Raw genomic sequence first — 26,512 nt, 5'->3', positions numbered from 1 at the left:
GGCGCGGGCCGGTTGCGTAGGCCGGATGCGCCGTGTGGGTGTGCAGGGCGGACGCGGAGGCGGATCCCGCCTACGCCGGTTCCGTATCCCACCGATTCCGTTGTGCCGATTCCTTGTAGCCGGTCCGAGGCCGGATCCGGGACTCAGGTTCCGCGCGGCGGCTCCGGCAGAGGGCCCGGTATGCCGGATCCGTACCCCCGGTTCCTCACGCCGGCGCGGCCCATCGCTCCGCAGCCGGATCCCGTACGCCCGGTCGCACCGCCGTATCCGCACCCCCGGCCCCGCACGCCCGGTCGCGCCGCCGTACCCCCGGACACCCGGTCCTGCCTGCAGCGTCCCGCCGCCGGTGCCGTACGCCGGATCCCGCACGCTCGTCCCGGCCGCCGGAGCACGCGGCACCGGACCGTGCCGCGCGTCCCGGCGGCCGGATCCTGTCCGCGACGGTGCGTCACAGGCTTCGCACAGCTACCGGCATTCTTTTCGTACAATCGATCACCCGTCCGATTTGTCCGAATTGTTACGCATGAAATCGTGATCTTCCTCTAAAGGAGGACGGGTCTGCTGCCGAAGAGGTCAATGACCCTTCAAGCACGGTTCGCCCCGGCTTCATCCCCGAGCCGGCCCGTCCCGCCACTTCCCAGGAGGCCTGGTGTCCGTTCTCCTAGAGCAGCCCGCAAGCCTGGTCGCCTACCGCCCGAACAAGCCGACGGCCATGGTCGTCGTGGCCGACCCCCGCGTCCGTTCCACCGTCACCCGCCACCTGTGGGCCCTCGGAGTACGTGACGTCATCGAGGCGTCGTCCATCGCGGAGGCCCGTCCCCGCGTCGGCAACCCGCGCGACATCTGTGTTGCCGACGTCCATCTGCCCGACGGTTCCGGGCTGACCCTGTTGTCCGAAACCCGAGCCGCCGGCTGGCCGAACGGCCTCGCCCTCTCCGCCGCCGATGACATCGGCGCCGTACGCAACGCCCTCGCGGGCGGCGTGAAGGGCTATGTCGTCACCGGCACGCGCACCAATATCGGCCACCCGACCCGACCCGGCGTCGCCCCCATCGGCGCCAATGCCGCCCGTATGCACCGCCGGCCCCCCGGCACCCCGAGCCACCCGGGCGGCTACCGCGAACTGTCCGGCCGCGAGGTGGAGGTGCTCCGGCTGGTTGCCGAAGGCCAGTCCAACAAGGCCATCGGCGTCTCCATGGGGCTCTCCGCCCTGACGGTCAAGAGCCACCTCGCCCGCATCGCCCGCAAGCTCGGCACCGGTGACCGCGCCGGAATGGTCGCCGTGGCCCTGCGCACGGGCATCATCCACTGACCCCAGCACGCCGGCCGGCGTGTACCGAGATACGGACCCGGCTGGTTTACATTCATCGGCGCCCGTCGACGGAACGTTCCGTCGACGGGCGCCGTACATACACAGATACCCTTGACACGTGACCGACGCCCAAGAGACCGCAGCAGACACTTCACTGCGAACCACCGGGGGCGCTCCCCCGGACGACGTCGCCCCGGCGCCGATCCCCTTGCTCGAACCTCGCGAGGGCATTCCCCCGGTGGTGACGTCCGACGACGCCCTCGCCCGGGTGGTCGCGGCCTTCGCCGCGGGCACCGGCCCCGTCGCCGTCGATGCCGAACGCGCATCCGGCTACCGCTACGGCCAGCGCGCCTATCTCGTACAGCTGCGCCGTGAGGGTGCGGGCAGCGCGCTGATCGACCCGGTCGGCTGCCCCAACCTGTCGTCGCTCGGCGAGGCACTGCAGGGCAGCGAGTGGATCCTGCACGCCGCCACCCAGGACCTGCCCTGCCTGCGCGAAATAGGGATGACCCCCACCGGGCTCTTCGACACGGAGCTCGCCGGGCGGCTGGCCGGATTCCCGCGGGTCGGCCTCGGCGCGATGGTCGAGAGCGTGCTCGGCTACGCGCTGGAGAAGGGGCACTCCGCCGTCGACTGGTCCACCCGCCCGCTGCCCGACCCCTGGCTCCGCTATGCCGCGCTCGATGTCGAGCTGCTGATCGATCTGCGTAACGCCCTGGAGGGGGAGCTCGACCATCAGGGCAAGCTGGAGTGGGCGCAGGAGGAGTTCGACGCGATCGCCTCGGCGCCGCCCGCTCCCCCGCGCAAGGACCCGTGGCGCCGCACGTCCGGTATGCACAAGGTGCGCCGTCGCCGCCAGATGGCGGTCGTACGGGAGCTGTGGAACGCCCGTGACCAGGTCGCGCAGCGCCGCGACATCTCGCCCGGCAAGGTGCTCGGCGACGCGGCGATCGTCGAGGCGGCCCTCTCACTGCCGGCCAACGTCCAGGCCCTGACCGCCCTGCCCGGCTTCGGCCACCGGATGGGACGGCGTCAGCTGGAGCAGTGGCAGGCGGCCGTCGACCGGGCCAAGGCGCTGCCCGAAGCCGAGCTCCCTCAGCCGGGCCAGCCTCTCACGGGCCCGCCGCCGCCGCGATCCTGGGCGGACAAGGACCCGGTGGCAGCCGCCCGGCTGTCGGCGGCCCGCGCCGCGGTGTCGGAGCTCGCCGAGCGGCTGCACCTGCCGCAGGAGAACCTGATCACGCCGGACACGGTGCGCCGCGTCTGCTGGGAGCCGCCGAAGAATCCGACGCCGGGCGCGGTCGAGGACGCGCTCACCTCGTACGGAGCGCGGCGCTGGCAGGTCGAACAGGTGGCGCCGCTGCTGGTCCGCGCGCTGGCCGAGGCCGCCTGAGCGGCTTCCCGAGGTCGAATTCGGGCCAGGTTGTGCGGCCCGCGGCCTCACCGTGTCGTCCATCGCCGGGCGGGCTCATCGTGAGCCCGCCCGGCGATCGGCGCTTCCGGCCTATCCGGCCTATCCGGCAATGGAGGGTGAAACGGCCGCGCGCCCGCCCCGCCCGCATGTGACCTTCGCCGCTCCCGCCGTGGGGGGTGGGCAGTCTGGTTACCCGCAAGTAGCATGAGGGGGTGTGGCGCGCCTCTGGGGCGTGCTCCGCAGCAGTGCCATCCCGCACCCTGGAGGAGAGCCATCGTGCCTCGTACCATCCGGGACGTCGTCTTCGTCGACGGCGTCCGCACCCCGTTCGGCAAGGCGGGCCCGAAGGGCATCTACCACGAGACCCGCGCCGACGATCTCGTCGTGAAGGCCATCCGGGAGCTGCTGCGCCGCAACCCGGACCTGGACCCCGCCCGTATCGACGAGGTCGCCATCGCCGCGACCACCCAGATCGGCGACCAGGGCCTGACGCTGGGCCGGACCGCCGGAATCCTGGCCGGTCTGCCGCAGTCGGTGCCCGGCTACTCCATCGACCGCATGTGTGCGGGCGCCCTGACCGCCGTCACGTCGACGGCCGGTTCCATCGCCTTCGGCGCGTACGACGTCGTCGTCGCCGGTGGTGTCGAGCACATGGGCCGCCACCCGATGGGCGAGGGCGTGGACCCGAACCCGCGCTTCGTGTCGGAGAAGCTGGTCGACGAGTCCGCCCTCTTCATGGGCATGACCGCGGAGAACCTGCACGACCGGTACCCGCAGATCACCAAACTCCGCGCCGACGAGTACGCGGTCCGCTCGCAGGAGAAGGCCGCCAAGGCGTACGCCAACGGCAAGATCCAGCAGGACCTGGTACCGATCTCGGTGCGCAACACCAACGCGGAGGTCGGTGAGACGGGCTGGGGCCTGGTCACCGCCGACGAGCCGATGCGTCCGGGCACCACGCTGGAGTCCCTGGCCGGTCTGAAGACGCCGTTCCGTGCGCACGGCCGCGTCACCGCGGGTAACGCCGCCGGTCTCAACGACGGCGCCACCGCCTCGCTGCTCGCCGCCGAGGACGTCGCCCGCGAGCTCGGTCTCCCGGTCAAGATGCGTCTCGTCTCGTACGCCTTCGCGGGTGTCGAGCCGGAGGTCATGGGCTACGGCCCGATCCCGTCGACCGAGAAGGCCCTCGCCAAGGCCGGTCTGTCGATCGGTGACATCGGTCTCTTCGAGATCAACGAGGCGTTCGCCGTCCAGGTGCTCGCCTTCCTCGACCACTACGGCATCGCCGACGACGACGTGCGTGTCAACCAGTACGGCGGCGCCATCGCCTACGGTCACCCGCTGGCCTCCTCGGGTGTGCGTCTGATGACGCAGCTGGCCCGCCAGTTCGAGGAGCAGCGAGAAGTCCGCTACGGCCTGACCACCATGTGTGTCGGCTTCGGCATGGGCGCGACGGTCATCTGGGAGAACCCGAACTTCGACGGAGGCAACAAGTGAGTTCCACCGCTGAGCTTCTGAAGGGCGCAGCCGAGCTGTTCCCGGGTGAGGTCGTCACGCAGGCGCACGTACGCCACCTCGACCTCCCGGCGGGTGCGGGCAGATTCGCCCTCATCACGCTGGACAACGGCCTGGACCACACCAAGCCGACGACCTTCGGACCGCAGTCGCTGGCGAACCTGAACGCCGCCGTCGACCAGGTCGAGAAGGAGGCCGCCGAGGGTGCGATCACCGGTATCGGTATCACCGGCAAGCCGTTCATCTTCGCGGTCGGCGCCGACCTCAAGGGCGTCGAGCTGCTGAAGAACCACGACGACGCGCTCGCCATCGGCAAGGGCGGACACGACGTCTTCCGCCGCCTCTCCGGTCTCGCGGTCCCGACGTTCGCGTACTACAACGGCGCGGCGATGGGCGGCGGTGTCGAGGTCGGTCTGCACTGCTCGTACCGCACCGTCTCCAAGGCGCTGCCCGCGTTCTCGCTGCCCGAGGTCTTCCTCGGTCTGGTCCCCGGCTGGGGCGGCTGCGCCCTGCTGCCGAACCTGATCGGTGCCGACCGCGCGGTCTCCGTGATCATCGAGAACTCGCTGAACCAGAACCGCCAGCTGAAGGGCACGCAGGTCTTCGAGCTCGGCATCGCCGACGCGGTCTTCGAGGGCGCGGACTTCCTGGAGCAGTCGCTGATCTGGACCGCGAACGTGCTGAACGGCACGGTCACGGTGGAGCGCCCCGAGGTCGACCGCGGTGACGCCTGGGACCGGGCCGTCGCCCGTGGCAGGGCCATCGCCGACTCCAAGGTGCACGGCGCCGCCCCGGCCGCGTACCGCGCGCTGGAGATCATCGCTGCGGCGAAGGACGGCGACCTGAGCGCCGGCTTCGACGCCGAGGACCGGGCCCTCGCGGACCTGATCATGGGCGGCGAGCTGCGCTCCGGAATCTACGCCTTCAACCTGGTCCAGAAGCGCGCCAAGCGCCCGGCCGGTGCCCCGGACAAGAACCTGGCCCGCCCGGTCACCAAGGTCGGCGTCGTCGGCGCCGGTCTGATGGCCTCGCAGCTGGCGCTGCTGTTCCTGCGCCGCCTGGAGGTGCCGGTCGTCCTCACCGACATCGACCAGGAGCGCGTCGACAAGGGTGTGGGCTATGTCCACGCCGAGATCGAGAAGCTGCTCGGCAAGGGCCGGATCAACCAGGACAAGGCCAACCGCCTGAAGGCCCTGGTCACCGGTGTGCTGGACAAGGCCGAGGGCTTCTCCGACGCCGACTTCATCATCGAGGCCGTCTTCGAGGAGATCGGCGTCAAGCAGCAGGTGTTCGCGGAGGTCGAGGCGGTCGCCCCGGCGCACGCGATCCTTGCCACCAACACCTCGTCCCTCTCGGTCACCGAGATGGCGTCGAAGCTGCAGCACCCGGAGCGGGTCGTCGGCTTCCACTTCTTCAACCCGGTTGCGATCCTCCCGCTGCTGGAGATCGTCCGCGGCGAGCAGACCGACGACGCGTCGCTGGCCACGGCGTTCGGTGTGGCGCGGAAGCTGAAGAAGACCGCGGTGCTGGTGAAGGACGCCCCGGCGTTCGTCGTCAACCGCATCCTCACCCGCTTCATGGGCGAGATCCAGAACGTCATCGACGAGGGCACCTCGGTCGAGGTCGCCGAGAAGGCCATCGAGCCCCTCGGTCTGCCGATGTCCCCGCTGGTGCTCCTGGAGCTGGTCGGCCCGGCCATCGGTCTGCACGTCTCCGAGACCCTGAACCGCGCCTTCCCGGAGCGCTTCACCGTCTCCGAGAACCTCGCAGCCGTCGTCAAGGCCGGCAAGCGCGGTTTCTACGTGTACGGCTCCGGCAAGCCGGAGCTGGACCCGGAGGTCGCCGCGCTCCTCAAGCAGGGCGATGTCGCCCTGTCCGAGGAGCAGGTCCGCGACCGCGTCCTGGACGCGGTGGCGCAGGAGATCGGTCTGATGCTGGACGAGGGCGTCGTCGCCGAGGCCCAGGACATCGACCTCTGCCTGATCACCGGTGCGGGCTGGCCCTTCCACCTGGGCGGCATCACGCCGTACCTGGACCGTGAGGGCGTCTCGGAGCGGGTGAACGGCAAGAAGTTCCTGGAGCGGGGCGTGGCGAGCGTTCCGGCGTAAGTGGGCAGGCCTGTCTGTGACAGGCCGGTCGCAGGACCGGACGGACCGTACGGGATCATGTCCCGTACGGTCCGTCCGCGTTCGGGCCGACGAAGAGTCCGGGCGGGATGAATCCGGACAGAGGGAGAGGCCGCGTCATGCCGCGTCGTCCCGGGACGCTCCCGAAGGTCTCCGCCGCGGCACTGCGCTCGCGAACCCCAGGGCGTACGCCTACCGCGATGCCCGGGGACGGCACACCGAGGTCCGGTGTGCGGAGCAACGTCAGGGACACGGGCGGGCTTCGCGATCCTCGCCTCGTCACCACTGTCCAGGGCCGTCGCCGTGTCCATTCCGCGCGACACCCTCGTCACCCGGCCCGAGTGCACCAAGGCCGACGGCTCGACGACGCCGTCCGCGAACCGCGTGATGTTCAACTCCGTCTACTCGCAGGTTGGTCCGGCCTGCGTGGTCAAGACCGTCGAGAAGATGTCCGGGGTCCGGATCGACCACTATCTGGAGATCAATTTCGCCGGGTTCAAGGATCTGGTGGACGCCATCGGCGGCGTCACGGTCGATGTCCCGCAGGACATCCACGACAAGTCGTCCGGGCTCGACCTCACGGCAGGTCAGCACAGGCTGGACGGCACCCAGTCCCTCGCCTATGTCCGTACCCGGCACGGCATCGGGGACGGCAGCGACCTCGGCCGGATCGGGCTCCAGCAGCAGTTCCTCCTCGCGCTGCTGAGCGAGGTCAAGTCGCAGGACCTGCTGGGCAGTCCGACCAAATCGTACAAGATCGCCAACTCCGTCACCGAGTCGCTGACCACCGACTCCGGACTCGCCTCGTTGACGTCCCTCGCGGAGTTCGGCCGGTCGATGAACCGCGTGGATCCGAGCACCATGGAAACGATCATGCTTCCGGTGGCGTACGACAAGCAGGACCCGAACCGTGTGGTGGCAGCCCAGCCGCAGGCCGGTGACCTCTGGAAGGCGATCCGCAAGGACGTCACGATCCCGGAGTCGGCGAAGAAGTCCCCCGCCACCGGCGGCTGATGGAGAGTGCGGCGACCGGTGCGTGACACGCTTCCCGCATGCTGACCGAACGGACGCTGGTGATCGTGGACGCGGCCAATGTGGTCGGGTCCGTGCCTGACGGCTGGTGGCGGGACCGGCGGGGCGCGGCCGAGCGGCTGCGGGACTCCCTGGTCCCGTTCGCCGCTCACGGTCTGCCCGGGCATCCCGGCCCCGTCGAGCTGGTACTGGTCGTCGAGGGCGCGGCCCGCGGTGTCGCGTCGATGCCGGGGGTACGGGTGGAGTCGGCGCCCGGCAGTGGGGACGACCTGATCGTCGCGCTGATCGCGGCCGAAGCGGCCCGGTCGGCGGGCCACGGCTGTGTCGTGGTCACCGCCGACCGGGAGCTGCGGCAGCGGGTGGAGGCGTACGGGGCTCAGTGCGCGGGTCCCCGTGCCGTACGGCCGCTGCCGCCGTCGCGTACGGACTGACTCACGGACGGCCGGTCTCGAGGTTGATCCGGCTGTGGCTGCGCCCGTACGCGAAGTAGATGATCACGCCGATGACCATCCAGATGCCGAACCGGAGCCACGTCTCGGCCGGCAGGTTGAGCATCAGCCACACCGACGCGGCCACCGAGAGGATCGGGAGCGCCGGCACCCACGGGGTGCGGAACGCGCGGTGCAGATCGGGGCGGGTGCGGCGCAGCACCATGACGCCCAGAGCGACGACGACGAACGCGAAGAGCGTGCCGATGTTCACCAGCGTCGCCAGCTCGTTGATGCTGGTGAAGCCCGCGACGATCGCGATGATCCCGCCGAGCAGGATGGTCGGGCGGTACGGGGTGCCGAACCTCGGGTGCGTCCTGGAGAAGAACCGCGGGAGCAGCCCGTCGCGGCTCATCGCGAAGAACACCCGGGTCTGACCCAGCAGCAGGATCATGCACACCGTCGTCAGGCCGATCGCCGCGCCGAAGCTGATGAACCCGGCGTAGACGGGATGGCCGACGGCCTTGAAGGCATCGGCCAGCGGGGCGCTCACCGACAGTTCGGTGTAGTGCTGCATGCCGGTGACCACCAGCGACACGGCGACGTAGAGCACCGTGCAGATGAAGAGCGAGGCGAGGATGCCGCGCGGCATGTCGCGCTGCGGGAGCTTGGTCTCCTCGGCGGCCGTCGCGACGACGTCGAAGCCGATGAAGGCGAAGAAGACGACGGAGGCTGCGGTGAAGATGCCCATGACGCCGTAGTTGGTCGGTGCGTAGCCGAACATCAGCTGGATCAATGGCGCGCTCAGTCCGGAGCCGGCCGGCTGCGGCTGCGCCGGCGGGATGAAGGGCGAGTAGTTGGCGGCCTTGATGAAGAAGAGCCCCGCGATGATCACGACCATGACGACGGCCAGCTTGATGGCGACCACGACCGTCGTGACCCGGGCGGAGAGCTTCATGCCGAGCACCAGGACGACGGTCAGGACGAGCACCAGGAGGAAGGCCAGGATGTCGAAGCCGAATCCTTTTGTCGCATCCGTTCCGGAGAGCACGTCGGGCATGTGCCAGCCGACGTTGTCCATCAGCGAGCGGACGTAGCCGGACCATCCGACCGCCACCACCGCGGTGCCCAGGGCGAATTCCAGCACCAGGTCCCAGCCGATGATCCAGGCGACGAGTTCGCCGAGCGAGGCGTACGAGAAGGTGTATGCGGAGCCGGCGACGGGCACGGTGGAGGCGAACTCGGCGTAGCAGAGCGCGGCGAGCGCGCAGACGATGGCCGCGGCCACGAAGGCGAGGGCGGTGGCGGGTCCCGCGGTCTCCTTCGCCACCTTGCCGGTGAGGACGAAGATGCCGGTGCCGATGATGACACCCACTCCGAAGACCGTGAGGTCCAGGGCGGAGAGTGACTTCTTGAGCGCGTGCTCCGGTTCCTCGGTATCGCGGATGGACTGCTCGACCGTCTTGGTCCGGAACAGTCCATCCTTCCTGGGTGGTGTGTCCTGGTGGGCAGTCACCGGCGTACCTCCACGCGCTCGTCGTGTACGCCATGATTGGGACCTCATCGGTCGCGGGAGGCTCCGCACCGGGCGATTTCACGCGAATGGGCCGGTCGAACCACCCTTGCAGGGTGGCCGACCGGCCCATCTGCCGTATCGCTCGCCGGTCGCGGGGACCGTGGTAGAACGGGTCAGTCGCGCGCGGGTTCGATCACGGAGCGGTTGTCGGCACCGCTGTCGAAGCGGCCGTCCAGCTTGGCGACGAGTCCGGTGACCTGACGGGCGATGTCCGGCGCGGTCAGCCCGATCTCGGCCATGACCTCCTTGCGGGAGGCGTGGTCGAGGAACCGCGGCGGGATACCGAAGTCGCGCAGCGGTACGTCGATCCCGGCGTCGCGCAGCGCCTGGGCGACGGCGGAGCCGACACCGCCGGCCCGGCTGTTGTCCTCGACGGTGACGACGACGCGGTGCTGCTCGGCGAGCGGCGCCATGGCCTCGTCGACGGGCTTGACCCAGCGCGGGTCGACGACCGTCGTCGTGATGCCCTGGGCGTCCAGCAGGTCCGCGATCTCCAGGCACATCGGGGCGAGCGCACCGACGGAGACCAGGAGGACGTCCGGGCGGGGCGCGTCGGACGTGCGCAGCACATCCATGCCGCCGACCCGGCCGACGGCCTTGACCGCCGGGCCGACCGCGCCCTTGGAGAAGCGGACCACGGTCGGGGCGTCGTCGACCTCGACGGCCTCGCGCAGCTGGGCGCGGACCTGGTCGGCGTCGCGCGGGGCGGCGATCCGCAGGGTCGGCACGCACTGCAGGATCGACATGTCCCACATGCCGTTGTGCGAGGCGCCGTCCGTGCCGGTGACACCGGCACGGTCCAGGACGAATGTCACGCCGCACTTGTGCAGGGCGACATCCATGAGGACCTGGTCGAAGGCGCGGTTGAGGAAGGTGGCGTACACCGCGAAGACGGGGTGCAGTCCGCCGGTGGCGAGGCCCGCCGCGGAGACCGCGCCGTGCTGCTCGGCGATGCCGACGTCGTAGATGCGGTCCGGGAACGCCTTCTCGAACTTGCTGAGGCCGACCGGCTGGAGCATGGCCGCGGTGATCGCGACGATGTCCTTGCGCTCCTTGCCGAGCTTGACCATCTCCTCGCCGAAGACGGAGGTCCAGTCGAGGCCGGAGGTGGAGATGGGCAGGCCGGTGTCGGGGTGGATCTTGCCGACGGCGTGGAAGCGGTCGGCCTCGTCGAGGAGGGCGGGGGTGTAGCCGCGGCCCTTCTCGGTGAGGCAGTGCACGATGACCGGTCCGCCGAAGCGCTTGGCGCGCTGCAGCGCGGATTCCAGGGCCTCGATGTCGTGGCCGTCGATCGGGCCGACGTACTTCAGGCCGAGGTCCTCGAACATGCCCTGCGGGGCGATGAAGTCCTTCAGCCCCTTCTTGGCGCCGTGCAGCGTCTCGTAGAGCGGCTTCCCGACGACGGGGGTGCGCTCCAGGATGTCCTTGCCGCGGGCCAGGAAGCGCTCGTAACCGTCGGTGGTACGGAGCGTGGCCAGGTGGTTGGCGAGGCCGCCGATGGTCGGGGCGTAGGAGCGCTCGTTGTCGTTGACGACGATGACGAGCGGACGGTCCTTGGCGGCGGCGATGTTGTTCAGCGCCTCCCAGGCCATGCCGCCGGTGAGCGCGCCGTCACCGATGACCGCGACGACATGGTCGTCCTTCTTCAGTACCTCGTTGGCCTTGGCGAGACCGTCGGCCCAGCCGAGGACGGTGGAGGCGTGCGAGTTCTCGATGATGTCGTGCTCGGACTCGGCGCGCGAGGGGTAACCGGACAGGCCTCCCTTGCTCTTGAGCTTCGAGAAGTCCTGGCGACCGGTGAGCAGCTTGTGCACATAGCTCTGGTGCCCGGTGTCGAAAAGCACCTTGTCCTTCGGCGAATCGAAGACCCGGTGCAGGGCGATGGTCAGCTCGACCACACCCAGGTTGGGGCCGAGGTGGCCACCGGTCTTGGAAACGGCGTCGACGAGGAAGGTCCGGATCTCTTCGGCGAGCTGGTCCAGCTGCTCGGGAGTGAGCCGGTCCAGGTCACGCGGTCCACCGATGCGGGTCAGCAGAGCCACCCGTGCCTCCTTAGCGTTTCGAGCTGGTCGAGCATGCCGATCCGATGAGTCTAGTGTTCCGTCCGCGCGCGAGGTCATCGGGCGGCATGTTCGGGACCGGATCGGCTGCGGACGTTTCCTTTCATGCGTACGCGCATACGTACGCGCGTGTGCCCGGCACCGCGAAGGGTGCCGGGCACACGCGCGGGTTCCGCGGTCAGGCGCGGCCCGCCGTCTTCTGGGTCTTGCGGGTGACTGCGTCGATGACGACCGTGGCGAGAAGCACACCACCGGTGATCATGTACTGGATCGGCGAGGCGATGCCCTGCAGGGCAAGGCCGTACTGGATCGAGATGATGACCAGCACACCGAGCAGGGCGTTCCAGGTGCGGCCGCGGCCGCCGAAGAGGCTGGTGCCACCGATGACGGCCGCCGCGATGGCGTTCATCAGAAGCTCACCGCTGCCCGCGCCCTGGTTGGCGGAGGTGATCTTGGAGGCGATGAAGAGTCCGCCGATGGCGGCGAAGGTGCCGGAGATCGCGTAGACCGAGGTCCGGATCATCACCACGTTGATACCGGCGCGGCGGGACGCCTCGACGCTGCCGCCGAGCGCGAAGACCTTGCGGCCGTACGAGGTGCGGCGCAGGACGAAGTCGGTCGCCACCAGCATGACCAGGAAGATCACCACGGCGAGCGGCAGACCCTTGTACTGGTTGAACATGATGGCGACCGCGAAGGCCACCACGGCCAGCGCGACCGTGCGCACGATGATCTCGGTGAGCGGGCGGGACGGGACGCCCACCGCCTCGCGGCGACGGTTGTCGAAGAAGGACGACAGGAAGTACGCCGCCACGGCGACCGCGGCGAGGCCGTAGCCGGCCGCGACATCGCTGAAGTAGTAGCTGGTCAGCTTGGCGACCAGTCCCTCGGAGTCGAGGTTGATGGTGCCGTTGGAGCCGAGGATCTGGAGCATGAAGCCGTTCCAGAACAGCAGACCGGCCAGGGTGACAGCGAAGGCGGGGACGCCGATCTTGGCGAAGACGTAGCCGTGGATCGCGCCGGCCGCGGCGCCGGTGAGGATCGCCAGGATCAGGGCCAGCCACTCGGACATGCCGTGGGTGATATTGAGTACGGCGAAGGTGGCGCCCGCGACACCGCTGACGGAGCCGACCGAGAGGTCGATCTCGCCGAGCAGCAGGACGAAGACGATACCGACCGCGATCATGCCGGTACCGACCATGGCGACCGAGATGTCCGAGAGGTTGCCCGCGGTGAGGAAGTTCGAGTTGAGGCTCTGGAAGATCGCCCAGATGATGATCAGGCCGATGACGACGGGGATCGAGCCCAGGTCGCCGGCCTTCATCTTGCGCTTGAACTCGCCGAGGTATCCGGCGAAGCCCTGCTCGCGGACGAGCAGCCGGGGGTCGACAGCGGTGACGGAGCCGTCCGCCGCGGCGGGGTTCTCGGCGGGCGCGTCGGCCGTCTTCGCCAGTATCGGCTTGGAGGTGTTGTCGGTGCTCACTTCTGGGCCTCCCCGTTGCGCGCCGCGCGGCGGGTCACGGCATTGTCCGTGGCGCCCGTGATCGCGGAGATGATCTCTTCCTGCGAGGTGGTCGCGACGTCGAAGACGCCGTTGTTGCGTCCCAGCCGGAGCACGGCCACCTTGTCGGCGACCGCCTTGACGTCGGCCATGTTGTGGCTGATGAGGATCACCGCGTGACCGCGCTCGCGCAGCCGCTCGACGAGGTCGAGCACCTGGGCGGTCTGCTCGACACCGAGGGCCGCGGTCGGCTCGTCGAGGATGACGAGCTTCGGCTCACCGAGCATCGAACGGGCGATGGCCACGGTCTGGCGCTGACCGCCGGAGAGCGAGGCGATCGGGATACGGACGCTGGGTATGCGGATCGACAGCGTGCTGAGGAGCTCGCGGGAGCGGCGCTCCATCTCGACCTCGTTGAGGACGCCGAACTTACGGAGCTCCCGGCCGAGGTAGAGGTTGCCGACGACATCGATGTTGTCGCAGAGCGCCAGGTCCTGGTAGACGGTCGCGATGCCCAGGTTCTGGGCGTCGTGCGGCCGGTTGATCCGGACGCCCTTGCCCTCCCACTCGATGACTCCGTCATCGATGGGGTGGACCCCGGCGATCGTCTTGACCAGCGTTGACTTACCGGCGCCGTTGTCGCCGACCAGGGCGACCACCTCGCCGGCGTGGACCTCGAGCTCTACATCGGTGAGCGCCTGAACGGCACCGAATCGCTTGGAGACCCCTCGCAACGCCAACACGGGCGTAGCGGACACGTGAACCATCTCCTTCGCCGCCTGACCGGCGGGGATGCCGCGCCGGGGGAGGGCGCGGTGGTCGAGCAGAAGAGAACAGAGAGTGCGGAAGCGTTCCGCCCGGCGCCCCGCCCGGTAGCGGGACGGTTGATGTGCGGGGCGCCGGACAGGCTTCCACGGGCGCAAGCCGCTGAGAAATCAGCCGACTTGCTGCCGGAGCGCGGTCAACTCACCTTGTACGTAAGGCGATTGCCCGACCGCGCTCGCGGCGGGGACGCGACCTAATTCAGGCCGAGCTTGTCGCAGGCGGCCTTGTAGTTGGCCGTGCAGATCTCGTCCAGCGTGTAGACGCCGTCCTTGAGAACGGTGTCCTTGATGTTGTCCTTGGTCAGCGAGACGACGGGGACCAGGAACGTGGGAACGCCCTTGGTGGTCGGGCTGTCGACCGTGGACGTGACGATCGAGTCGAGCTTCTTGCCCTGGGCCAGCGCCACGGCCATTGCGGCGGCGGCCTCGCCCTCGGGGCCGTACGGCTTGTAGACGCTCATGAACTGCTCACCGGCGACGATGCGCTGCACACCGGCCAGCTCGGCGTCCTGGCCGGTCACCGGCGGGAGCTTGGAGATACCTGCGGCCTTGAGGGCGGTGATGATGCCGCCCGCCATGCCGTCATTGGCCGAGTAGACACCGTCGATCTTGCCCTTGCCGAGGGCTGTGATCGCCGCCTCCATGTTGGAATTGGCGTTCTCCGGCTTCCACTCCTTGGTGTCGTACTCCTTGCCGACCTTGACCTTGCCGTCGAGTTCCGCCTTGGCGCCCTTCTTGAAGAGCGCGGCGTTCGGGTCGGTGATCGCGCCGTTCATCATCACGATCGTGCCGCCGTTGGCCTTCGAGCCCATGGCCTCCAGCAGGGCCTTGCCCTGGACGTGGCCGACCTCTTCGTTGTCGAAGGAGGTGTAGGCGTCGATCGGGCCCTCGGCGAGGCGGTCGAAGGCGACGACGGGGATGCCCGCGTCCTTGGCCTTCTTCACGGCGCCCGCGATGGCCTTGGAGTCCACCGAGTCGACGATCAGCGCGTCGACCTTGTTGGTGATCATGGTGTCGACCTGCTGCGTCTGCAGCGTGGCATCCTGCTTGGCGTTGGCGTAGACGACCTTCGCCTTGCCGCCGGTGAGGTCGCTGATCTTCTTCTCGATGATCGGCTTGTCGAACTTCTCGTACCGGGCCGTCTGGTTCTCGGGAAGGAGCAGACCGATCTTGAGATCGTTGCCCTTCTTCGCGGAGCCGGTGTCCTTGGCCTTGTCGCCGGACTCCTTGGCGCTGCCGCAAGCGGCAAGCGAGACAGCCATCGCGGTGGCGGCAACAGCAACGGCGGCACGACGCATGCGCGTGTTCATTCTCGAACCTCCCTGACGAGGCCGCGACGTTGCGGCCGAGGTGGCTGGAAGTCAACTCGGCTGCGACGTCAGCGTCAAGGAGTAAATTCTTAACGAGATGACAACGGTGCCATTCGTTATCTAAGTGAAGACAGGTGTCGCCGTTGGCAGGGGGCTCTCCAAAAGGGTTGAATCCCCCATTTCGCTCAGTACGAGAGCCAGCGCACCGAGCACCTCGGCCCGGCCGCCGAGGGCCCCCGGAAGGACCGAGAGCTGCCGGGCGGCGCTGGGGATGGCGTAGCGCGACACCGAGTCGCGGATCGGCCCGAGCACCAGCTCCCCCGCCTCGGCGAGGGATCCGCCGAGGACCACCCGGCTGGGGTTGAGCAGGTTGCACAGGTTGGCGACGCCGCTGCCGATGTGCCGCCCGACGTCCCCGATCACCCGGCGGCAGCCCGGATCGCCCTCCCGGGCCAGCTGGACCACCCGTTCCATCGTGAGATCGGGCCCGTGGCTGGGCTGGAGCAGGGGCAGCACGTACCGCGCGGCGGTGAAGGTCTCCAGGCACCCGCGGTTGCCGCAGCGACAGACGGGGCCCGATTCGTCGAGCGTGATGTGGCCGATCTCGCCGGCCGTGCCGCCCGGCCCCCGGTAGATGTGCCCGTCGATCACCAGACCGGCGCCGACACCGCTTGCGACCTTGATGTACGCGAGGTCCTTGACCCCCCGGCCGCTCCCCCAGACCAGCTCTCCCAGCGCCCCGAGGTTGGCGTCGTTGTCGACGTACACCGGCACGCCCAGCCGTGTGGCGAGCTCCTCGCTCGGGTTGATGCCCGTCCAGCCCGGCAGGATCGACGTGGAGCCCAGCGTTCCGGACTCCACATCGATCGGACCGGGAACGCCGAGGCCCACTCCGATCACCTTGTCCGGGCCGATCCCGGTCGTCTCGATCAGCCGCTTGACCAGCTGTTCCGCCCGGCCGAAGCCCTCCGCCGACGAGGCGTCCACGTCCAGCGGCTCGGACTCCTCGGCGAGCACCTGGTGGGCAAGGTTGCCGACCGCCACCCGCAGATGCGTATGCCCGAAGTCGACGCCGATCACGATGCCCGCGTCACCGCTCAGGGAGACGCTGCGGGCCCGGCGGCCGCCCGCCGAGGTGGGGGTCACCTCGACCGTGCCGCCGCCCTTCAGTTCGCGAACGATATTGGAGACCGTGGCCGCGGAGAGGCCCGTGCTTCTGGCGATCTCCGCCTGGGTGAGCGAACCCGCCATACGTACGGCACGCACGACCCGCTCAAGGTTGGCGCGATGCAGAGATGTCTGCGACCCCGGAGTCTCCATCGACTCTCTCACTCCTACCGTTTTCTCTAACATGTGAACTCTAAGCTGAGCGTTTTGGGGTACTCCCCGTCAAGACCTTGAGTAGTCCGAGCCTCGGATGGGCGGACACGAAGAACGGACGAACCGCCCGCCGGCACAGGGCCGACGGGCGGTTCGTCCGTCTATGCGTTTTTCGGCGGGCCGCTACTTCACGGCTCCCGCGGTCAGGCCCGCGACGACCTGGCGCTGGAAGATGATGTAGGCCGCGAGGACCGGCAGCATCGCCATCACCAGACCGGCGAAGAGGCCGGACCAGTCACCCTTGTATCCCTGGCTGGTGGCCAGTTCGACCAGGCCCTGGGAGAGCACCCGGTGATCCGGTTCGGTGTTCAGCACCGTCGGCAGCATGTACTGGTTCCACTGCCCCAGGAAGTTGAAGATGCCGACGCTGATCAGGCCGGGCTTCGCCATCGGCAGCATCACCTGGAAGAACGTCCGGGTGTGCGACGCCCCGTCGAGCATCGCCGCTTCCGCCACCGAGGTCGGCAGCGTCCGGAAGAACGAGGTGAGGAAGAAGACGGTGAAGGGCAGTGAGTACGCGATGTAGACCAGGATCAGTCCGTGCACCGTGTTCAGCAGACCCATGTTGTTCATCACGAAGAACAGCGGGACCAGCGCCAGGATGATCGGGAAGCTCATCCCGCCGATGAACAGGAAGTACAGGAATCGGTTCCCCGGGAATTCGAACCGCGCCAGTACGTACGCCGCCATGGAACCGAGCAGCAGCGTGCCGATGAGCGAGCCGCCCACCACGACGATCGTGTTGAAGAAGTAGTCGCTCATGTGCGCCTGGCTCCAGGCGCGCGACCAGTTCTCGAAGTGCAGCTTGTCGGGCAGCGCCCACGGCGTCGACAGGATCGAGTCGTCCGTCTTGAAGGACGCCATCACCGCCCAGAGCAGCGGCATGACGACCAGGATCGCCCAGATGATCAGCACACCGTGCGAGAAGACATTGAGGACGGAGCCCTCGCTGCTCTTCTCCTTCTTGCCGCCGGGCACGGTCACCGTCGACACGGGCACGCGGTCCGCCGCGGGCGCGGGAGGGGTGTCAGTGGTCTTCATCAGAACTCCAGCCGCTCGCGCCGGCCCAATCGCATCACGATGGCCGCGAAGGCCATGGTGACGATGAGCAGTCCGACACCGATCGTTGTTGCGTATCCTGCCTGGCCGTCACGGAAGGCCGTCTGGTACACGTACAGCGGCAGGACTGTGGTCGAGTAGTCGGGACCACCGGGACCCACGGTCATGACCTGTACGGCCGTGAACGCCTCCACGCCGAGCGCCAGAATTCCCATGTAGACCCAGCCCGACTGCACCGTGTCCCAGAGCAGCGGCAGGGTGATCCGGAAGAACGTCGTGATGCGGTTGGCGCCGTCGAGGAGCGCCGCCTCGTAGAAGTCCTTCGGGATGGACGCCATGCCGGCGGAGAAGAGGACGACGAAGAATCCGACCGTCGACCAGATCAGCACCGACATGACGCAGATGAGCGCGAGGCTCGGATCGCCCAGCCAGTCCGGCTGGACGGAGCCGAGGCCGATGCCCTTCAGGGTCGAGTTCAGCATCCCGTCGCTGGGGTTGAACGCGAACTGGAAGAGCAGGGCGACGATCACGATCGAGAGCACCTGCGGGAAGAAATAGGCGATCTTGTAGAAGCCTGAGCCCCGCACGCCGGCGACCGTGGCGTTCTTACGCCGCCGGCCGCCGACATTGAGCATGAAGGCGAAGAAAAGCGCGAGCCCCAGCGTCACCAGCGGCAGCAGCAGCACGAGCAACACGCTGTGCTGCAAGGACTTCCAGAAGATGTCGTCCTTCAGCATCCTGGTGTAGTTGTCGAAGCCGACCATCTTGAAGTCCGGGCTCAGGCCGGTCCAGTCCGTGAAGGAATAGTAGATGGACTGGATGAACGGCCAAATGACGAAGACCGCGTACAACGCCAGTGGGGCTGCCAGGAACCCCACAATGAACCGGTACTTGCCGTGCTGCATCGTTTACCGACCCCGATCTTTCCGCGGGTGCCGCCGCTGGTGACGGTTGCTCACTGGTGCTTGTAGTGCTTGATGGACTGGTCCTTGGCCGCCGCGTCCGCGAAGGCCTGGATCTTCTTGATGGCTTCCGCCGGGGTCGCGCGGCCCGCCATCATCTCGCCGATGCCTGCGACGCCGATCTGCTCCTTCTGGAGCTTCACGTACCAGTCCTGCAGGCGCGGGTTCACCACGTTGTCGCCGGCCTTCGTCAGCGCGTCGACGCCGGCCTGCATGGCCGTGGACAGGGTCAGACCATCAGTGCCACCGTTGAAGGCGCTGAGGGACTTGACCTGCTTGGTGAAGTTCTTCGAGGACTCCTCGGAGAGCATGATGCGCAGCTGCTCCATGCCGCCCTCGGGGTTCTTCGCCTTGGCCGGGACGACGAAGGGCTCGCCGCCGGAGGCCCAGATGGTGCCGAACGGCATCTTGTCGGACGAGTCCAGGCTGGACGGCGCCGAGACCATCATCTTGAAGTCCTTGGGCGTGGTGGGCGCCGCCTCGTTCTCCACCCACGAACCGTTCGGGATGAAGAGCGCCTTGCCCTTGGTCCACGCGGTCTGCGACTGGATGTGCGTCATACCCGGGGTGCCCTTGAGGACGTACCCCTTCTTGTACAGCTCGTAGTACGCCTCGAACGCCGCCTTGACCGCGGGGTCCTTCCAGGCGTTCGGCTCCAGGTTGTCGATCTTGTCGAGAACCTCCCGGCCACCGATCTTGGCGATGAACGGGTAGAGCGAGAACGGCAGGTAGTAGGGGTACTTACCGGCGTAGGTCCAGCCGGCGATGCCCTTCTTCTTCGCCTTCGCGCAGAGGGCGAGCATGTCGTCCCAGTTCTCGGGGTACTGCGCGTCGAGGTTGTCGAGCGCGGTCTGCGAGTACCAGACGCCGTAGACCGTGTACGCGTAGTACATGACCCAGACCGGGTCGCCGTCGAACTGGCCCATCTCCAGGACACCGGGGCGCAGCGTCTCGCGGACCTTCTTGCTCGGGTCGTCGATGGACGGGGCGTCCATCAGCGGCGTCAGGTCGAGCAGCTGCTTCTTGCCGACGAGGACACCCATGTCCATCTGCTCGGCGCCCGAGTTGTCGATCAGGTCCGGCGGGGTGCCACCGTTGAAGCGCGGCTGCAGCTGCGACTGGATCTTCTGGGTTCCGGTGTGCTTGACCTTCGGGGCCTTCGGGAAGGCCGCGTTGTACTTCTTCTCCGCGTCGATCGCGTACTGCTGACCGAAACCGCCATCGAAGATGACAACGTCGAGGGCAGCGGTCTCGTTGACGCCGAGCGGGTTCTTGGCGCTCGTCTTGCCCTTCTTGACCGAGTCGTCGGTGCCGCTGTCGCTACTCGCACACGCCGACAGGAAGCTCATGGTCGGAACGGTGATCAGACCGAGTGCGGCAGACCGCTTGATCACATCGCGACGGCCAAGGCCCTCATTCGTTTGGCCGGAGGTGAATCCCATGCTCAAGTCCTCGCCTTCTCCAGGACTCAGGCGGTGTGTACCGGTCGCCCGTCGAAATTCGCCTCAGGCGAAGGGCCCCGCCACCGCGGTCAGTTGCGCTTGGGTCATGCTGATTTTGCAGGCTAGCCGGATGCAGCGGGGATTCGGGAGATCGAGCGACGGATGCACCCCATGGCACCCTCTCGACCGTTCCCCCGGCCCCCCTTGTCCGCCCGCGTGAAAAACGGCGGGGCAGACGCCGACAGGTATAGTCCACTTGCAGCCAACTGAGCAAGATCGAATGCAGCTTTGGGCGACAGTCTTTCCCGAGTTGAGACCTCGCGGATACCTGAGCCCCGTGCGCCCTCGTCCAGGTGTAACGATTTCCGCAATACGGTCGATTCTCCCGGCCGTTCGTGTCCAACACCCTTGACACCTCCGGCCACTTGGCTCCCTACTGGATCCTGTGCATCGTTCTGACAACGTTGTCCAACGCGCACTTCTTCGGGCGGAATGGCTCGGCATGCAGCCCCGACATGGTTCTCGCAAGAGACAAAGCCGCACAGCCGCACTCATTGCGGCTTCACTGGTCCTGGTCGTGACCGCTCCGACGGTGGCCGCCGCCCAGTCGGCACGTTCCCCCGAAAGGGGTGAAAAGCCCACAGCCGACCAGGCGTTCACCTCCTCGTTCGAGGCAGACGAAAAGCAGCCGGACTGGCGCAACACCGTGGAAGAGGGACCTGAGGGGACGACGCGGTCATCGGGCATCGATGGCGGCTTCTCGTCCGGAATACCGGGCAATGTCACCGATAAGGTCACAGATGTCCGAGCCAGTGACGAGAACACCGGCGGCGGTGAGGTGAAGGAGAACCTCATCGACGGGGAGTCCGCCACCAAGTGGCTGACCTTCGAGCCCACCGCCTGGCTGGAGATCGATCTCGCCGGAAGCGCCGGGCACATCTGTCCGACTACACGTCGACGGTACGGGGCACCATCTCCAGCGGCGGCTTCTCTCGCGGGAACAACTTCCCCGCCACCGCCGTCCCGAACGGCTTCAACTTCTGGGCGCCGGTCACCAACGCCGCTTCGACGAGCTGGCTGTACGACTACCAGCGCGCCAACAACAACGACAACCTGCCTGCTCTCCAGGCGTTGAGCGCGAGCCATGAGCCGAGCCCGTGGATGGGCGACCGGCAGACGTTCCAGCTGATGCCGTCGGTGGCCAAGGACACCCCGGACGCCTCCCGCACGGCGCGCGCTGCCGTTCAAGCACGAGAACGAGACGGCGAAGCCGCACTACTACGGTGTGACGTTCGAGAATGGCCTCAAGGCCGAGATGACGCCGCGGGCGGCGTCTGGTGGTCCGCAACGGCTACCACCAGCCCAGGAAAGTCACCACCGCGGCCGGGGCGGTCGAGGTGAAGGCCCAGCGGGTGAACGACAAGCGCACCGACCCGGAGACGGGCGAGCGCAAGCGGTTCTCCTCGGCAATCCTGCCGCCCTGGGCCCGCAAGTCCCCGAAGATCAGCGAGGTACTGCCGCGGCTCTACCTGCACGGTCTGTCCTCCGGCGACTTCGTGCCCGCGCTGGAGCAGTTCCTGGGCAGCTCGGCCGGCCTGTCACCGGCCACCGTCACACGGCTGACCGCTCAGTGGCAGTCCGATCATGCCGCGTTCATGGATCGCGACCTGTCGGCCACCAACTACGTGTACGTCTGGGCCGACGGCATCCACCTGCGGATACGCCTGGACGAGGCCAAGGCCGCCGTACTCGTTGATGATGGGCGTACGCGCCGACGGCACCAAGGAACTGATCGCGCTGGCCGACGGCTACCGTGAATCGTCCGAGGCATGGGCCGCACTGCTGCGCGACTGCGCCTGCCGCGGCATGCGCGCCCCGGTCCTGGCCGTCGGCGACGGCACACTCGGCTTCTGGAAGGCGCTGGGCGAGGCGTTCCCCGACACCCGTCATCAAAGGTGCTGGGTGCACAAAACAGCCAACGTCCTGGACGCGCTCGTGAAGTCGGCCCAGCCCGCCGCCAAGCGCGCGATCCAGGACATCTACAACGCCGAGGACCGCGAGCACGCGGCTCAGGCCGCCACCGCGTTCGCCAAACAGTACGGTGCGAAGTACCCCAAGGCCGTCAAGAAGATCACGGATGATGAAGAGGAGTTGCTGGCGTTCTTCGACTTCCCGGCCGAGCACTGGATTCACCTTCGGACCACCAACCCCATCGAGTCGACATTCGCGACCGTGCGGCTGCGAACGAAGGTCACCAAGGGTGCCGGAAGCCGGGCCGCCGGGCTGGCCATGGTCTTCAAGCTGGCTGAGTCCGCGCAGGCCCGGTGGCGAGCCGTGAACGCACCCCACCTGGTCGCCCTCGTCCGCGCCGGAGCCCGCTTCAAACGCGGCCACCTCGTCGAACGCCCCAAAGAACTCACAGCATGACGGGCCCGATGGTCCAGGCCTCCTGCCCGCAGGCCGCCGATCCGATTCAGGCGTAGCCGTCGAAAAGGGCTTGCACGTATCTCTCCAACCTCCTGGTCAGTACCGCGGGGGTCAGATCAGCACGGTCCAGTTCACGCCAGGGGACGGCGACCTTCTCGGCGTCCGGAGCGAAGGCCAACGCGTCCAGCAGCCGCCAGTAGAGATGGGCGGCGCGGTCTTCGGCCAGCGTCCCGCCCGCCGCCACGTATCGGTCGGCGAAGTCCATGCCCGCGGGAACCCCGTGCAGCAAAGCCAGGGCCGTCGAGCAGTGGGCCACGTCCAGGTCGGACGGCCCCCAGGAGGTCTCCACCCAGTCGACGACGCCGCTGATCTGCAGCCCGTCGCCGTTGCCCGTGAACAGGACATTGCCTGGATGGAAGTCCCGGTGCAGGAAGCAGGCCCGGTAGTCCGGGGACTTGCGTCGGATAACATCCACGGCCCGTTGCCACAGCTCAGGCCGCTCGGTGTCTTCGGGTGGGCCTACCCGCTCGGGAGAAGTCCACGCCTGATAGGTGCGAGGCCGTGCCTTTGCGGTAACCCGCAGCTGGTGAATACGCAGCAATTGACGGGCCAGCAGTTCGGCCCGATGGTCAGCCCCTTCATCCCCCAGGCGCACGGTTCCGGGCAGCAGGGACATCAGCAAGGAGGGGTGGTCGCAGTACTGCGCCGTTGCATCCACTGCCACCAGCGCGGCCGCGGGCACGTCCGTATCGCCAAGCAGGCGCAGAATGGCCGCCTCGCGGGTCAGCAAACCCTCTGCGTGTCGAAGATAGAAGGGCTTGACGAAGGACCGCAGGACCAGTGAGCGCTGACCCCCCCGGCCCGCAGATGCCCAGACGGCGCATCTCCGACGTCCAGCCGCCACGTAACCGGGCAACATCTTCGATGCGCTCTGCCTCGGACAGCCCCTTCTCCACCCAGGCGCGCGTCGCACCCCAGCCCTGGCCCTCAAGAGATACACCGATGCGCTCGACACCCTCGCCCGTAATCATGGAGGCAGGTTATCCACCTCACCAACGGACGCACCTCTTGGTCGCTTGGTCACCCCACCCACAACTCTTGACTACTACTCTCGGTCGTCGGATCGGGTCGGCCGCCGAGGAGGCGTATCCGAAGGTCGAGGACTCACCCGGATCGAGTGCGGCCCAGGTGCTGGAGGCGCTGACCCGGGTGCGGGACGCGATGCGCGCCGACATGGGGACGGACGCAGTGGACTGAACAGCGTGGGCCTGCTCAGGCCTGCTCGGGCGACTCCGGGACGGCGGCGCGGAAGAGACTCTCGGGCAGGGCCAGGTTCAGGGCGGTGATGACGGGCTGCCCGTGCTCGGTGCCGAGCCGGGAGACGGCCCCCGTGGCGAGCTGGAACATGGTGCCCCCGGCCGGAGCCAGTCCCAGATAGCGGGCGGTGAGCACGCGCAGGAAGTGGGAGTGCGCAACGAGAGCGATGTCCGCGTCCCCCACCTGTTCGGCGGCCGTCCGGACCTCGGTGAGCACGTGGTCGGCGCGCCTGCCCACCTCAGCCGGCGTCTCCCCGGGGTGGGCCTCGGGGCCGGGGGTGACGCCATCGGTCCACAGGTTCCAGGAGGGCCGGGTCCGGTGGATCTCGACGGTGGTCACGCCCTCGTAGCCGCCGTAGTCCCACTCGCGCAGGTCAGGTGTGACACGGGGCGAGTCAAGGCCGGCGAGCTCGGCGGTGCGCCGGGCGCGCAGGGCCGGGCTGACCAGGGTGAGCCCGATCTTCCGGTCGGCGATCAGCGGCACGAGAGCACGGGCCTGACGCTCGCCGAGGCCGGTCAGGGGCAGATCGGTGTGGCTCGTGTGCCGCCCGTTCCGGGACCACTCGGTCTCGCCGTGCCGGATCAGGATCAACTCGCCCATGGGTGCCATCCGCTCTGTGTACTGTTCGCGCCGCGTGCTGCGGATGTTGCAAACCCGCTGATCCACGATTGCATTCCGGACCGTCCACGATGGGGTGGCCGGTACCTCGTTTCCGAGTCCGGGGACCTCGTGTCCGGCTACATTCCGCCACATGCCGCAACCCAAGGAACTGGACCCGTACACCAACCCGCGAGCCTTCTACGGCTCCGAATTACGCCGCCTGCGCGAGGCCGCCGGGTTGTCCCAGGAGCAGCTGGGCGAGCGGGTGTTCTGCTCGGGCTCGTACATCGGGCAGTTCGAGTCGGCGAATCGGCGGCCGCAGATCGACATGTCCCGCGTCTTCGACCAGCTCTTCGGTAGCGGGGAGCATCTGGAACGGTTGTGCCGGCTGGCCGGGAAGTCGAAGGTGGCGGACTACTTCGCCGATGCCGCGGAACTGGAACAACGGGCAACAGCGATCAGCGAGTTCGCCCCGATGGTGGTTCCGGGAATGCTCCAGACACCGGCCTACGCGAGAGCACTGACGAAGTCCGTACAGCGGTACGCCCCGAATGACGTCGTCGAGCAACACGTCAGCACACGTATGGAACGCGCCCAACTACTCGCAGGCGGCGATCGGCCCCTCTTCTGGGCGATTCTCCATGAGGCCTCACTCCGGGTACCTCTCGGCGGTCCCGTCGCGATGCACGACCAGCTGATGCATCTCGTCGAGATGGCACGCACTCACCCGCACATCATTCTGCAGGTGTTGCCCTTTTCCGCCGGTGCACATCCGTTCCTGAACACCATGGTCTCGCTGATGCAGTTCGCCGATGCTCCGCCGGTTGTGTACACCGAAGGGTCCTACACAGGCCAACTGGTCGACGAACCGGCCCTGGTAGCGGACTTTCAATCCTCATACGATCTGGCCAGGGCCGTCGCTCTGTCGCCGGAGACGTCCCTGGCCCTGATCGAATCGGCGGCGAAGGAGCACGCACCCGATGAGCACCGCACCTGAACCGAACTCGGCCGCCTGGCGCAAGTCGACCTACAGCAACGGGGACGGCGGCAGCTGCCTGGAGGTGGCCGACGGCGCCCCGGACCTCGTGCCCGTCCGCGACAGCAAGATCACGGACGGCCCGGTGCTCGCGTTCGGCGCCGTCGGCTGGACCTCCTTCGTCGACGGCGTCAAGAGCCGCGCACTCTGAAGCGGTTCAGTGAGGGATCCCGTCGATGAGTTCGCGGGCGCCCTGGCGCAGGAGGGCGACCGCGACGGACGTTCCGAGCGTGGCCGGGTCCAGGCGGCCCGCCCACTCGTGCGCGTTGAGGATCAGCTTGCCGTCGGGTGTGAAGTCCTTCGCCCGCAGTGACAGCTCACCGGTGCCTTCGGTGCGGGCGTAGCCGGCGATGGGGCTGTTGCAGTGACCCTGCAGGACGTGCAGGAACATGCGCTCAGCGGTGGCCTCGCGGTGGGTGGCCGGGTGGCCGAGGCCGCTGATCGCGTCGATCAGGACCTCGTCCCCCCGGGTTACCCAGCGCGCGCCTCCTACCCATGTCAGCGGAGACGTAGGCCAGTTGAGGTGCTCGGGCACATCTGCGATAGATGCCCGCCGCAGGGCCGCAGCCTTCGAGAGGAGGCAAGCGAGGAACGGCTCGACGTGATGGGACGCCACAGGAGCGAGCCGCTGCTCGCCGGTACTACATGGCGATCAGCGGACGGTGGCACCGAAGGCGACACCATCGGCAGGGAGGCCGCCGTCACCGGGCCTGAAGGTCTGGCTGGGGGCACCCCGTTGGCGGTGCTCCAGGAGAAGCCATACACCGCGCGGCCCTCCGCTGGGCCATAGGGCATGCCCACGTACAACAGGGACGGACTACTGCCCAGGCTCATGCCGGCGAACTGCCGTGGAGCGGGCTGTGAAGGGATTCCGTAGCCCGGCTCGATCCAGCTGTCGGCGGCTCCGGGAGCTCCGAGCATCGAGGGTGGATGAGATGGTGCTCTCGCTGTCGGCGAAGGGTCTCACCCACGGGGAGATCTCCGCTCATCCGGCAGAGGTGTACGGCACCGAGATCTCCAAGTCCACGATCTCCACGATCACCGACAGCGTGATGGCCGGCATGGCCGAGTGGCAGAACCGGCCGCTGGATCGCGGGCGGTTTCCATCGGTGGTTGCGACTCCTGGAAGGAGTCCGTCCGATGCCGAAGTATCCGCCGAACCGGCTGCCGCTGTCGGTGCCCAAGGAGTAC

18 protein-coding genes and 6 pseudogenes are annotated in these 26,512 nt (G+C 68.0%); 12 read left to right on the top strand and 12 right to left on the bottom strand.

Features of this window, described 5'->3' with window-relative positions:
• The first annotated feature begins 649 nt into the window (after window positions 1-649).
• The 6 genes and pseudogenes from ACWD6R_RS12955 (at window position 650) to ACWD6R_RS12930 (ending at window position 7,830) form a co-directional block, all read left to right on the top strand.
• The gene (locus ACWD6R_RS12955) at window positions 650-1,312 is read left to right on the top strand and encodes a helix-turn-helix transcriptional regulator (RefSeq protein ID WP_024488613.1); all 663 of its coding nucleotides are present in this window, start codon (window positions 650-652) and stop codon (window positions 1,310-1,312) included.
• A gap of 118 nt (window positions 1,313-1,430) precedes the next feature.
• The gene (locus tag ACWD6R_RS12950; protein WP_451818721.1) at window positions 1,431-2,705 is read left to right on the top strand and encodes an HRDC domain-containing protein; all 1,275 of its coding nucleotides are present in this window, start codon (window positions 1,431-1,433) and stop codon (window positions 2,703-2,705) included.
• Between the two features lie 297 nt (window positions 2,706-3,002).
• Window positions 3,003-4,223 carry a thiolase family protein gene (locus ACWD6R_RS12945; RefSeq protein WP_451818720.1) on the top strand — a complete coding sequence of 407 codons (1,221 nt, stop codon included), beginning with the start codon at window positions 3,003-3,005 and terminating at the stop codon, window positions 4,221-4,223.
• Window positions 4,220-6,349: a 3-hydroxyacyl-CoA dehydrogenase NAD-binding domain-containing protein gene (locus ACWD6R_RS12940; protein WP_451818719.1), complete on the top strand. Its 2,130-nt coding sequence runs from the start codon at window positions 4,220-4,222 to the stop codon at window positions 6,347-6,349. The genes ACWD6R_RS12945 and ACWD6R_RS12940 overlap by 4 nt, the downstream gene beginning before the upstream one ends.
• 303 nt (window positions 6,350-6,652) lie before the next feature.
• Window positions 6,653-7,381: pseudogene (locus ACWD6R_RS12935) on the top strand (LCP family protein); the annotation flags it as partial.
• 38 nt (window positions 7,382-7,419) lie between these two features.
• Window positions 7,420-7,830: an NTP pyrophosphohydrolase gene (locus tag ACWD6R_RS12930; RefSeq protein ID WP_451818718.1), complete on the top strand. Its 411-nt coding sequence runs from the start codon at window positions 7,420-7,422 to the stop codon at window positions 7,828-7,830.
• Window position 7,831: 1 nt separating this feature from the next.
• Here ACWD6R_RS12930 and ACWD6R_RS12925 read toward each other — a convergent pair whose 3' ends face one another.
• The 9 genes from ACWD6R_RS12925 to ngcE form a co-directional block, all read right to left on the bottom strand.
• On the bottom strand, window positions 7,832-9,343 hold the full coding sequence (locus ACWD6R_RS12925; protein WP_451818717.1) for an amino acid permease: 1,512 nt from the start codon (window positions 9,341-9,343) through the stop codon (window positions 7,832-7,834).
• A 173-nt stretch (window positions 9,344-9,516) separates the two neighbouring features.
• A complete protein-coding gene (dxs, locus tag ACWD6R_RS12920; protein WP_451818716.1) occupies window positions 9,517-11,445 on the bottom strand; it encodes a 1-deoxy-D-xylulose-5-phosphate synthase in 1,929 nt (642 codons plus the stop codon).
• A 196-nt stretch (window positions 11,446-11,641) separates the two neighbouring features.
• Complete coding sequence (locus ACWD6R_RS12915; RefSeq protein WP_451818715.1) at window positions 11,642-12,946, bottom strand: sugar ABC transporter permease; 1,305 nt, start codon at window positions 12,944-12,946, stop codon at window positions 11,642-11,644.
• Window positions 12,943-13,731 (bottom strand): ATP-binding cassette domain-containing protein, encoded by a 789-nt coding sequence (locus tag ACWD6R_RS12910; protein ID WP_451818714.1) that lies wholly within the window; start codon window positions 13,729-13,731, stop codon window positions 12,943-12,945. The genes ACWD6R_RS12915 and ACWD6R_RS12910 overlap by 4 nt, the downstream gene beginning before the upstream one ends.
• A gap of 251 nt (window positions 13,732-13,982) precedes the next feature.
• On the bottom strand, window positions 13,983-15,098 hold the full coding sequence (locus tag ACWD6R_RS12905) for a sugar ABC transporter substrate-binding protein (protein ID WP_451818713.1): 1,116 nt from the start codon (window positions 15,096-15,098) through the stop codon (window positions 13,983-13,985).
• A 120-nt stretch (window positions 15,099-15,218) separates the two neighbouring features.
• A complete protein-coding gene (locus ACWD6R_RS12900; protein ID WP_451818712.1) occupies window positions 15,219-16,418 on the bottom strand; it encodes an ROK family transcriptional regulator in 1,200 nt (399 codons plus the stop codon).
• A 183-nt stretch (window positions 16,419-16,601) separates the two neighbouring features.
• Entirely contained in the window at window positions 16,602-17,519 is a 918-nt protein-coding gene (locus ACWD6R_RS12895; protein ID WP_451818711.1) for a carbohydrate ABC transporter permease, read from the bottom strand.
• Window positions 17,519-18,442 (bottom strand): carbohydrate ABC transporter permease, encoded by a 924-nt coding sequence (locus tag ACWD6R_RS12890; protein WP_376663018.1) that lies wholly within the window; start codon window positions 18,440-18,442, stop codon window positions 17,519-17,521. The genes ACWD6R_RS12895 and ACWD6R_RS12890 overlap by 1 nt, the downstream gene beginning before the upstream one ends.
• A 50-nt stretch (window positions 18,443-18,492) precedes the next feature.
• The gene (gene ngcE, locus ACWD6R_RS12885; RefSeq protein ID WP_451818710.1) at window positions 18,493-19,941 is read right to left on the bottom strand and encodes an N-acetylglucosamine/diacetylchitobiose ABC transporter substrate-binding protein; all 1,449 of its coding nucleotides are present in this window, start codon (window positions 19,939-19,941) and stop codon (window positions 18,493-18,495) included.
• Window positions 19,942-20,443: 502 nt separating this feature from the next.
• Between ngcE and ACWD6R_RS12880 the strand changes: the two are divergent.
• Window positions 20,444-21,265 (top strand): annotated as a pseudogene (locus tag ACWD6R_RS12880) (hypothetical protein); the annotation flags it as partial.
• A gap of 1 nt (window position 21,266) precedes the next feature.
• Window positions 21,267-22,368 (top strand): annotated as a pseudogene (locus ACWD6R_RS12875) (IS256 family transposase); the annotation flags it as partial.
• 46 nt (window positions 22,369-22,414) lie between these two features.
• Here the strand turns inward: ACWD6R_RS12875 and ACWD6R_RS12870 are convergent.
• Window positions 22,415-23,399, bottom strand: a pseudogene (locus tag ACWD6R_RS12870) (phosphotransferase family protein).
• Between the two features lie 67 nt (window positions 23,400-23,466).
• Here ACWD6R_RS12870 and ACWD6R_RS12865 point away from each other — a divergent pair.
• Entirely contained in the window at window positions 23,467-23,625 is a 159-nt protein-coding gene (locus tag ACWD6R_RS12865; RefSeq protein WP_451818709.1) for a hypothetical protein, read from the top strand.
• A gap of 15 nt (window positions 23,626-23,640) precedes the next feature.
• Here ACWD6R_RS12865 and ACWD6R_RS12860 read toward each other — a convergent pair whose 3' ends face one another.
• Window positions 23,641-24,285, bottom strand: a complete 645-nt coding sequence (locus ACWD6R_RS12860) for a histidine phosphatase family protein (RefSeq protein ID WP_451818782.1) — start codon at window positions 24,283-24,285, stop codon at window positions 23,641-23,643.
• Window positions 24,286-24,436: 151 nt separating this feature from the next.
• Here ACWD6R_RS12860 and ACWD6R_RS12855 point away from each other — a divergent pair, with 151 nt between their 5' ends.
• Window positions 24,437-25,282, top strand: coding sequence for a helix-turn-helix domain-containing protein (locus ACWD6R_RS12855; RefSeq protein ID WP_451818708.1), 846 nt, complete (start codon window positions 24,437-24,439; stop codon window positions 25,280-25,282).
• Window positions 25,266-25,472, top strand: a complete 207-nt coding sequence (locus ACWD6R_RS12850; protein ID WP_451818707.1) for a DUF397 domain-containing protein — start codon at window positions 25,266-25,268, stop codon at window positions 25,470-25,472. Before ACWD6R_RS12855 ends, ACWD6R_RS12850 begins: the two co-directional genes overlap by 17 nt.
• Before the next feature lie 6 nt (window positions 25,473-25,478).
• Here the strand turns inward: ACWD6R_RS12850 and ACWD6R_RS12845 are convergent.
• A pseudogene (locus ACWD6R_RS12845) lies at window positions 25,479-25,784 on the bottom strand (hydroxymethylbilane synthase); the annotation flags it as partial.
• A gap of 457 nt (window positions 25,785-26,241) precedes the next feature.
• Between ACWD6R_RS12845 and ACWD6R_RS12840 the strand changes: the two are divergent.
• Window positions 26,242-26,412 (top strand): annotated as a pseudogene (locus tag ACWD6R_RS12840) (transposase); the annotation flags it as partial.
• Window positions 26,413-26,512: the final 100 nt, after the last annotated feature.

It is taken from the genome of Streptomyces sp. NPDC005151, from assembly GCF_053599875.1.
The sequence above is the reverse complement of the archived record's forward strand: the minus strand, read 5'-3'. Positions and strand labels throughout refer to the sequence as shown.

Coding starts and splice junctions, on each gene's coding strand:
- ngcE (WP_451818710.1), bottom strand. CDS start 19,941: ATGGGATTCACCTCCGGCCAAACGAATGAGGGCCTTGGCCGTCGCGAT.
- ACWD6R_RS12890 (WP_376663018.1), bottom strand. CDS start 18,442: ATGCAGCACGGCAAGTACCGGTTCATTGTGGGGTTCCTGGCAGCCCCA.
- ACWD6R_RS12895 (WP_451818711.1), bottom strand. CDS start 17,519: ATGAAGACCACTGACACCCCTCCCGCGCCCGCGGCGGACCGCGTGCCC.
- ACWD6R_RS12855 (WP_451818708.1), top strand. CDS start 24,437: ATGCCGCAACCCAAGGAACTGGACCCGTACACCAACCCGCGAGCCTTC.
- ACWD6R_RS12905 (WP_451818713.1), bottom strand. CDS start 15,098: ATGAACACGCGCATGCGTCGTGCCGCCGTTGCTGTTGCCGCCACCGCG.
- ACWD6R_RS12930 (WP_451818718.1), top strand. CDS start 7,420: ATGCTGACCGAACGGACGCTGGTGATCGTGGACGCGGCCAATGTGGTC.
- ACWD6R_RS12910 (WP_451818714.1), bottom strand. CDS start 13,731: ATGGTTCACGTGTCCGCTACGCCCGTGTTGGCGTTGCGAGGGGTCTCC.
- ACWD6R_RS12900 (WP_451818712.1), bottom strand. CDS start 16,418: ATGGAGACTCCGGGGTCGCAGACATCTCTGCATCGCGCCAACCTTGAG.
- ACWD6R_RS12860 (WP_451818782.1), bottom strand. CDS start 24,285: ATGGGCGAGTTGATCCTGATCCGGCACGGCGAGACCGAGTGGTCCCGG.
- ACWD6R_RS12850 (WP_451818707.1), top strand. CDS start 25,266: ATGAGCACCGCACCTGAACCGAACTCGGCCGCCTGGCGCAAGTCGACC.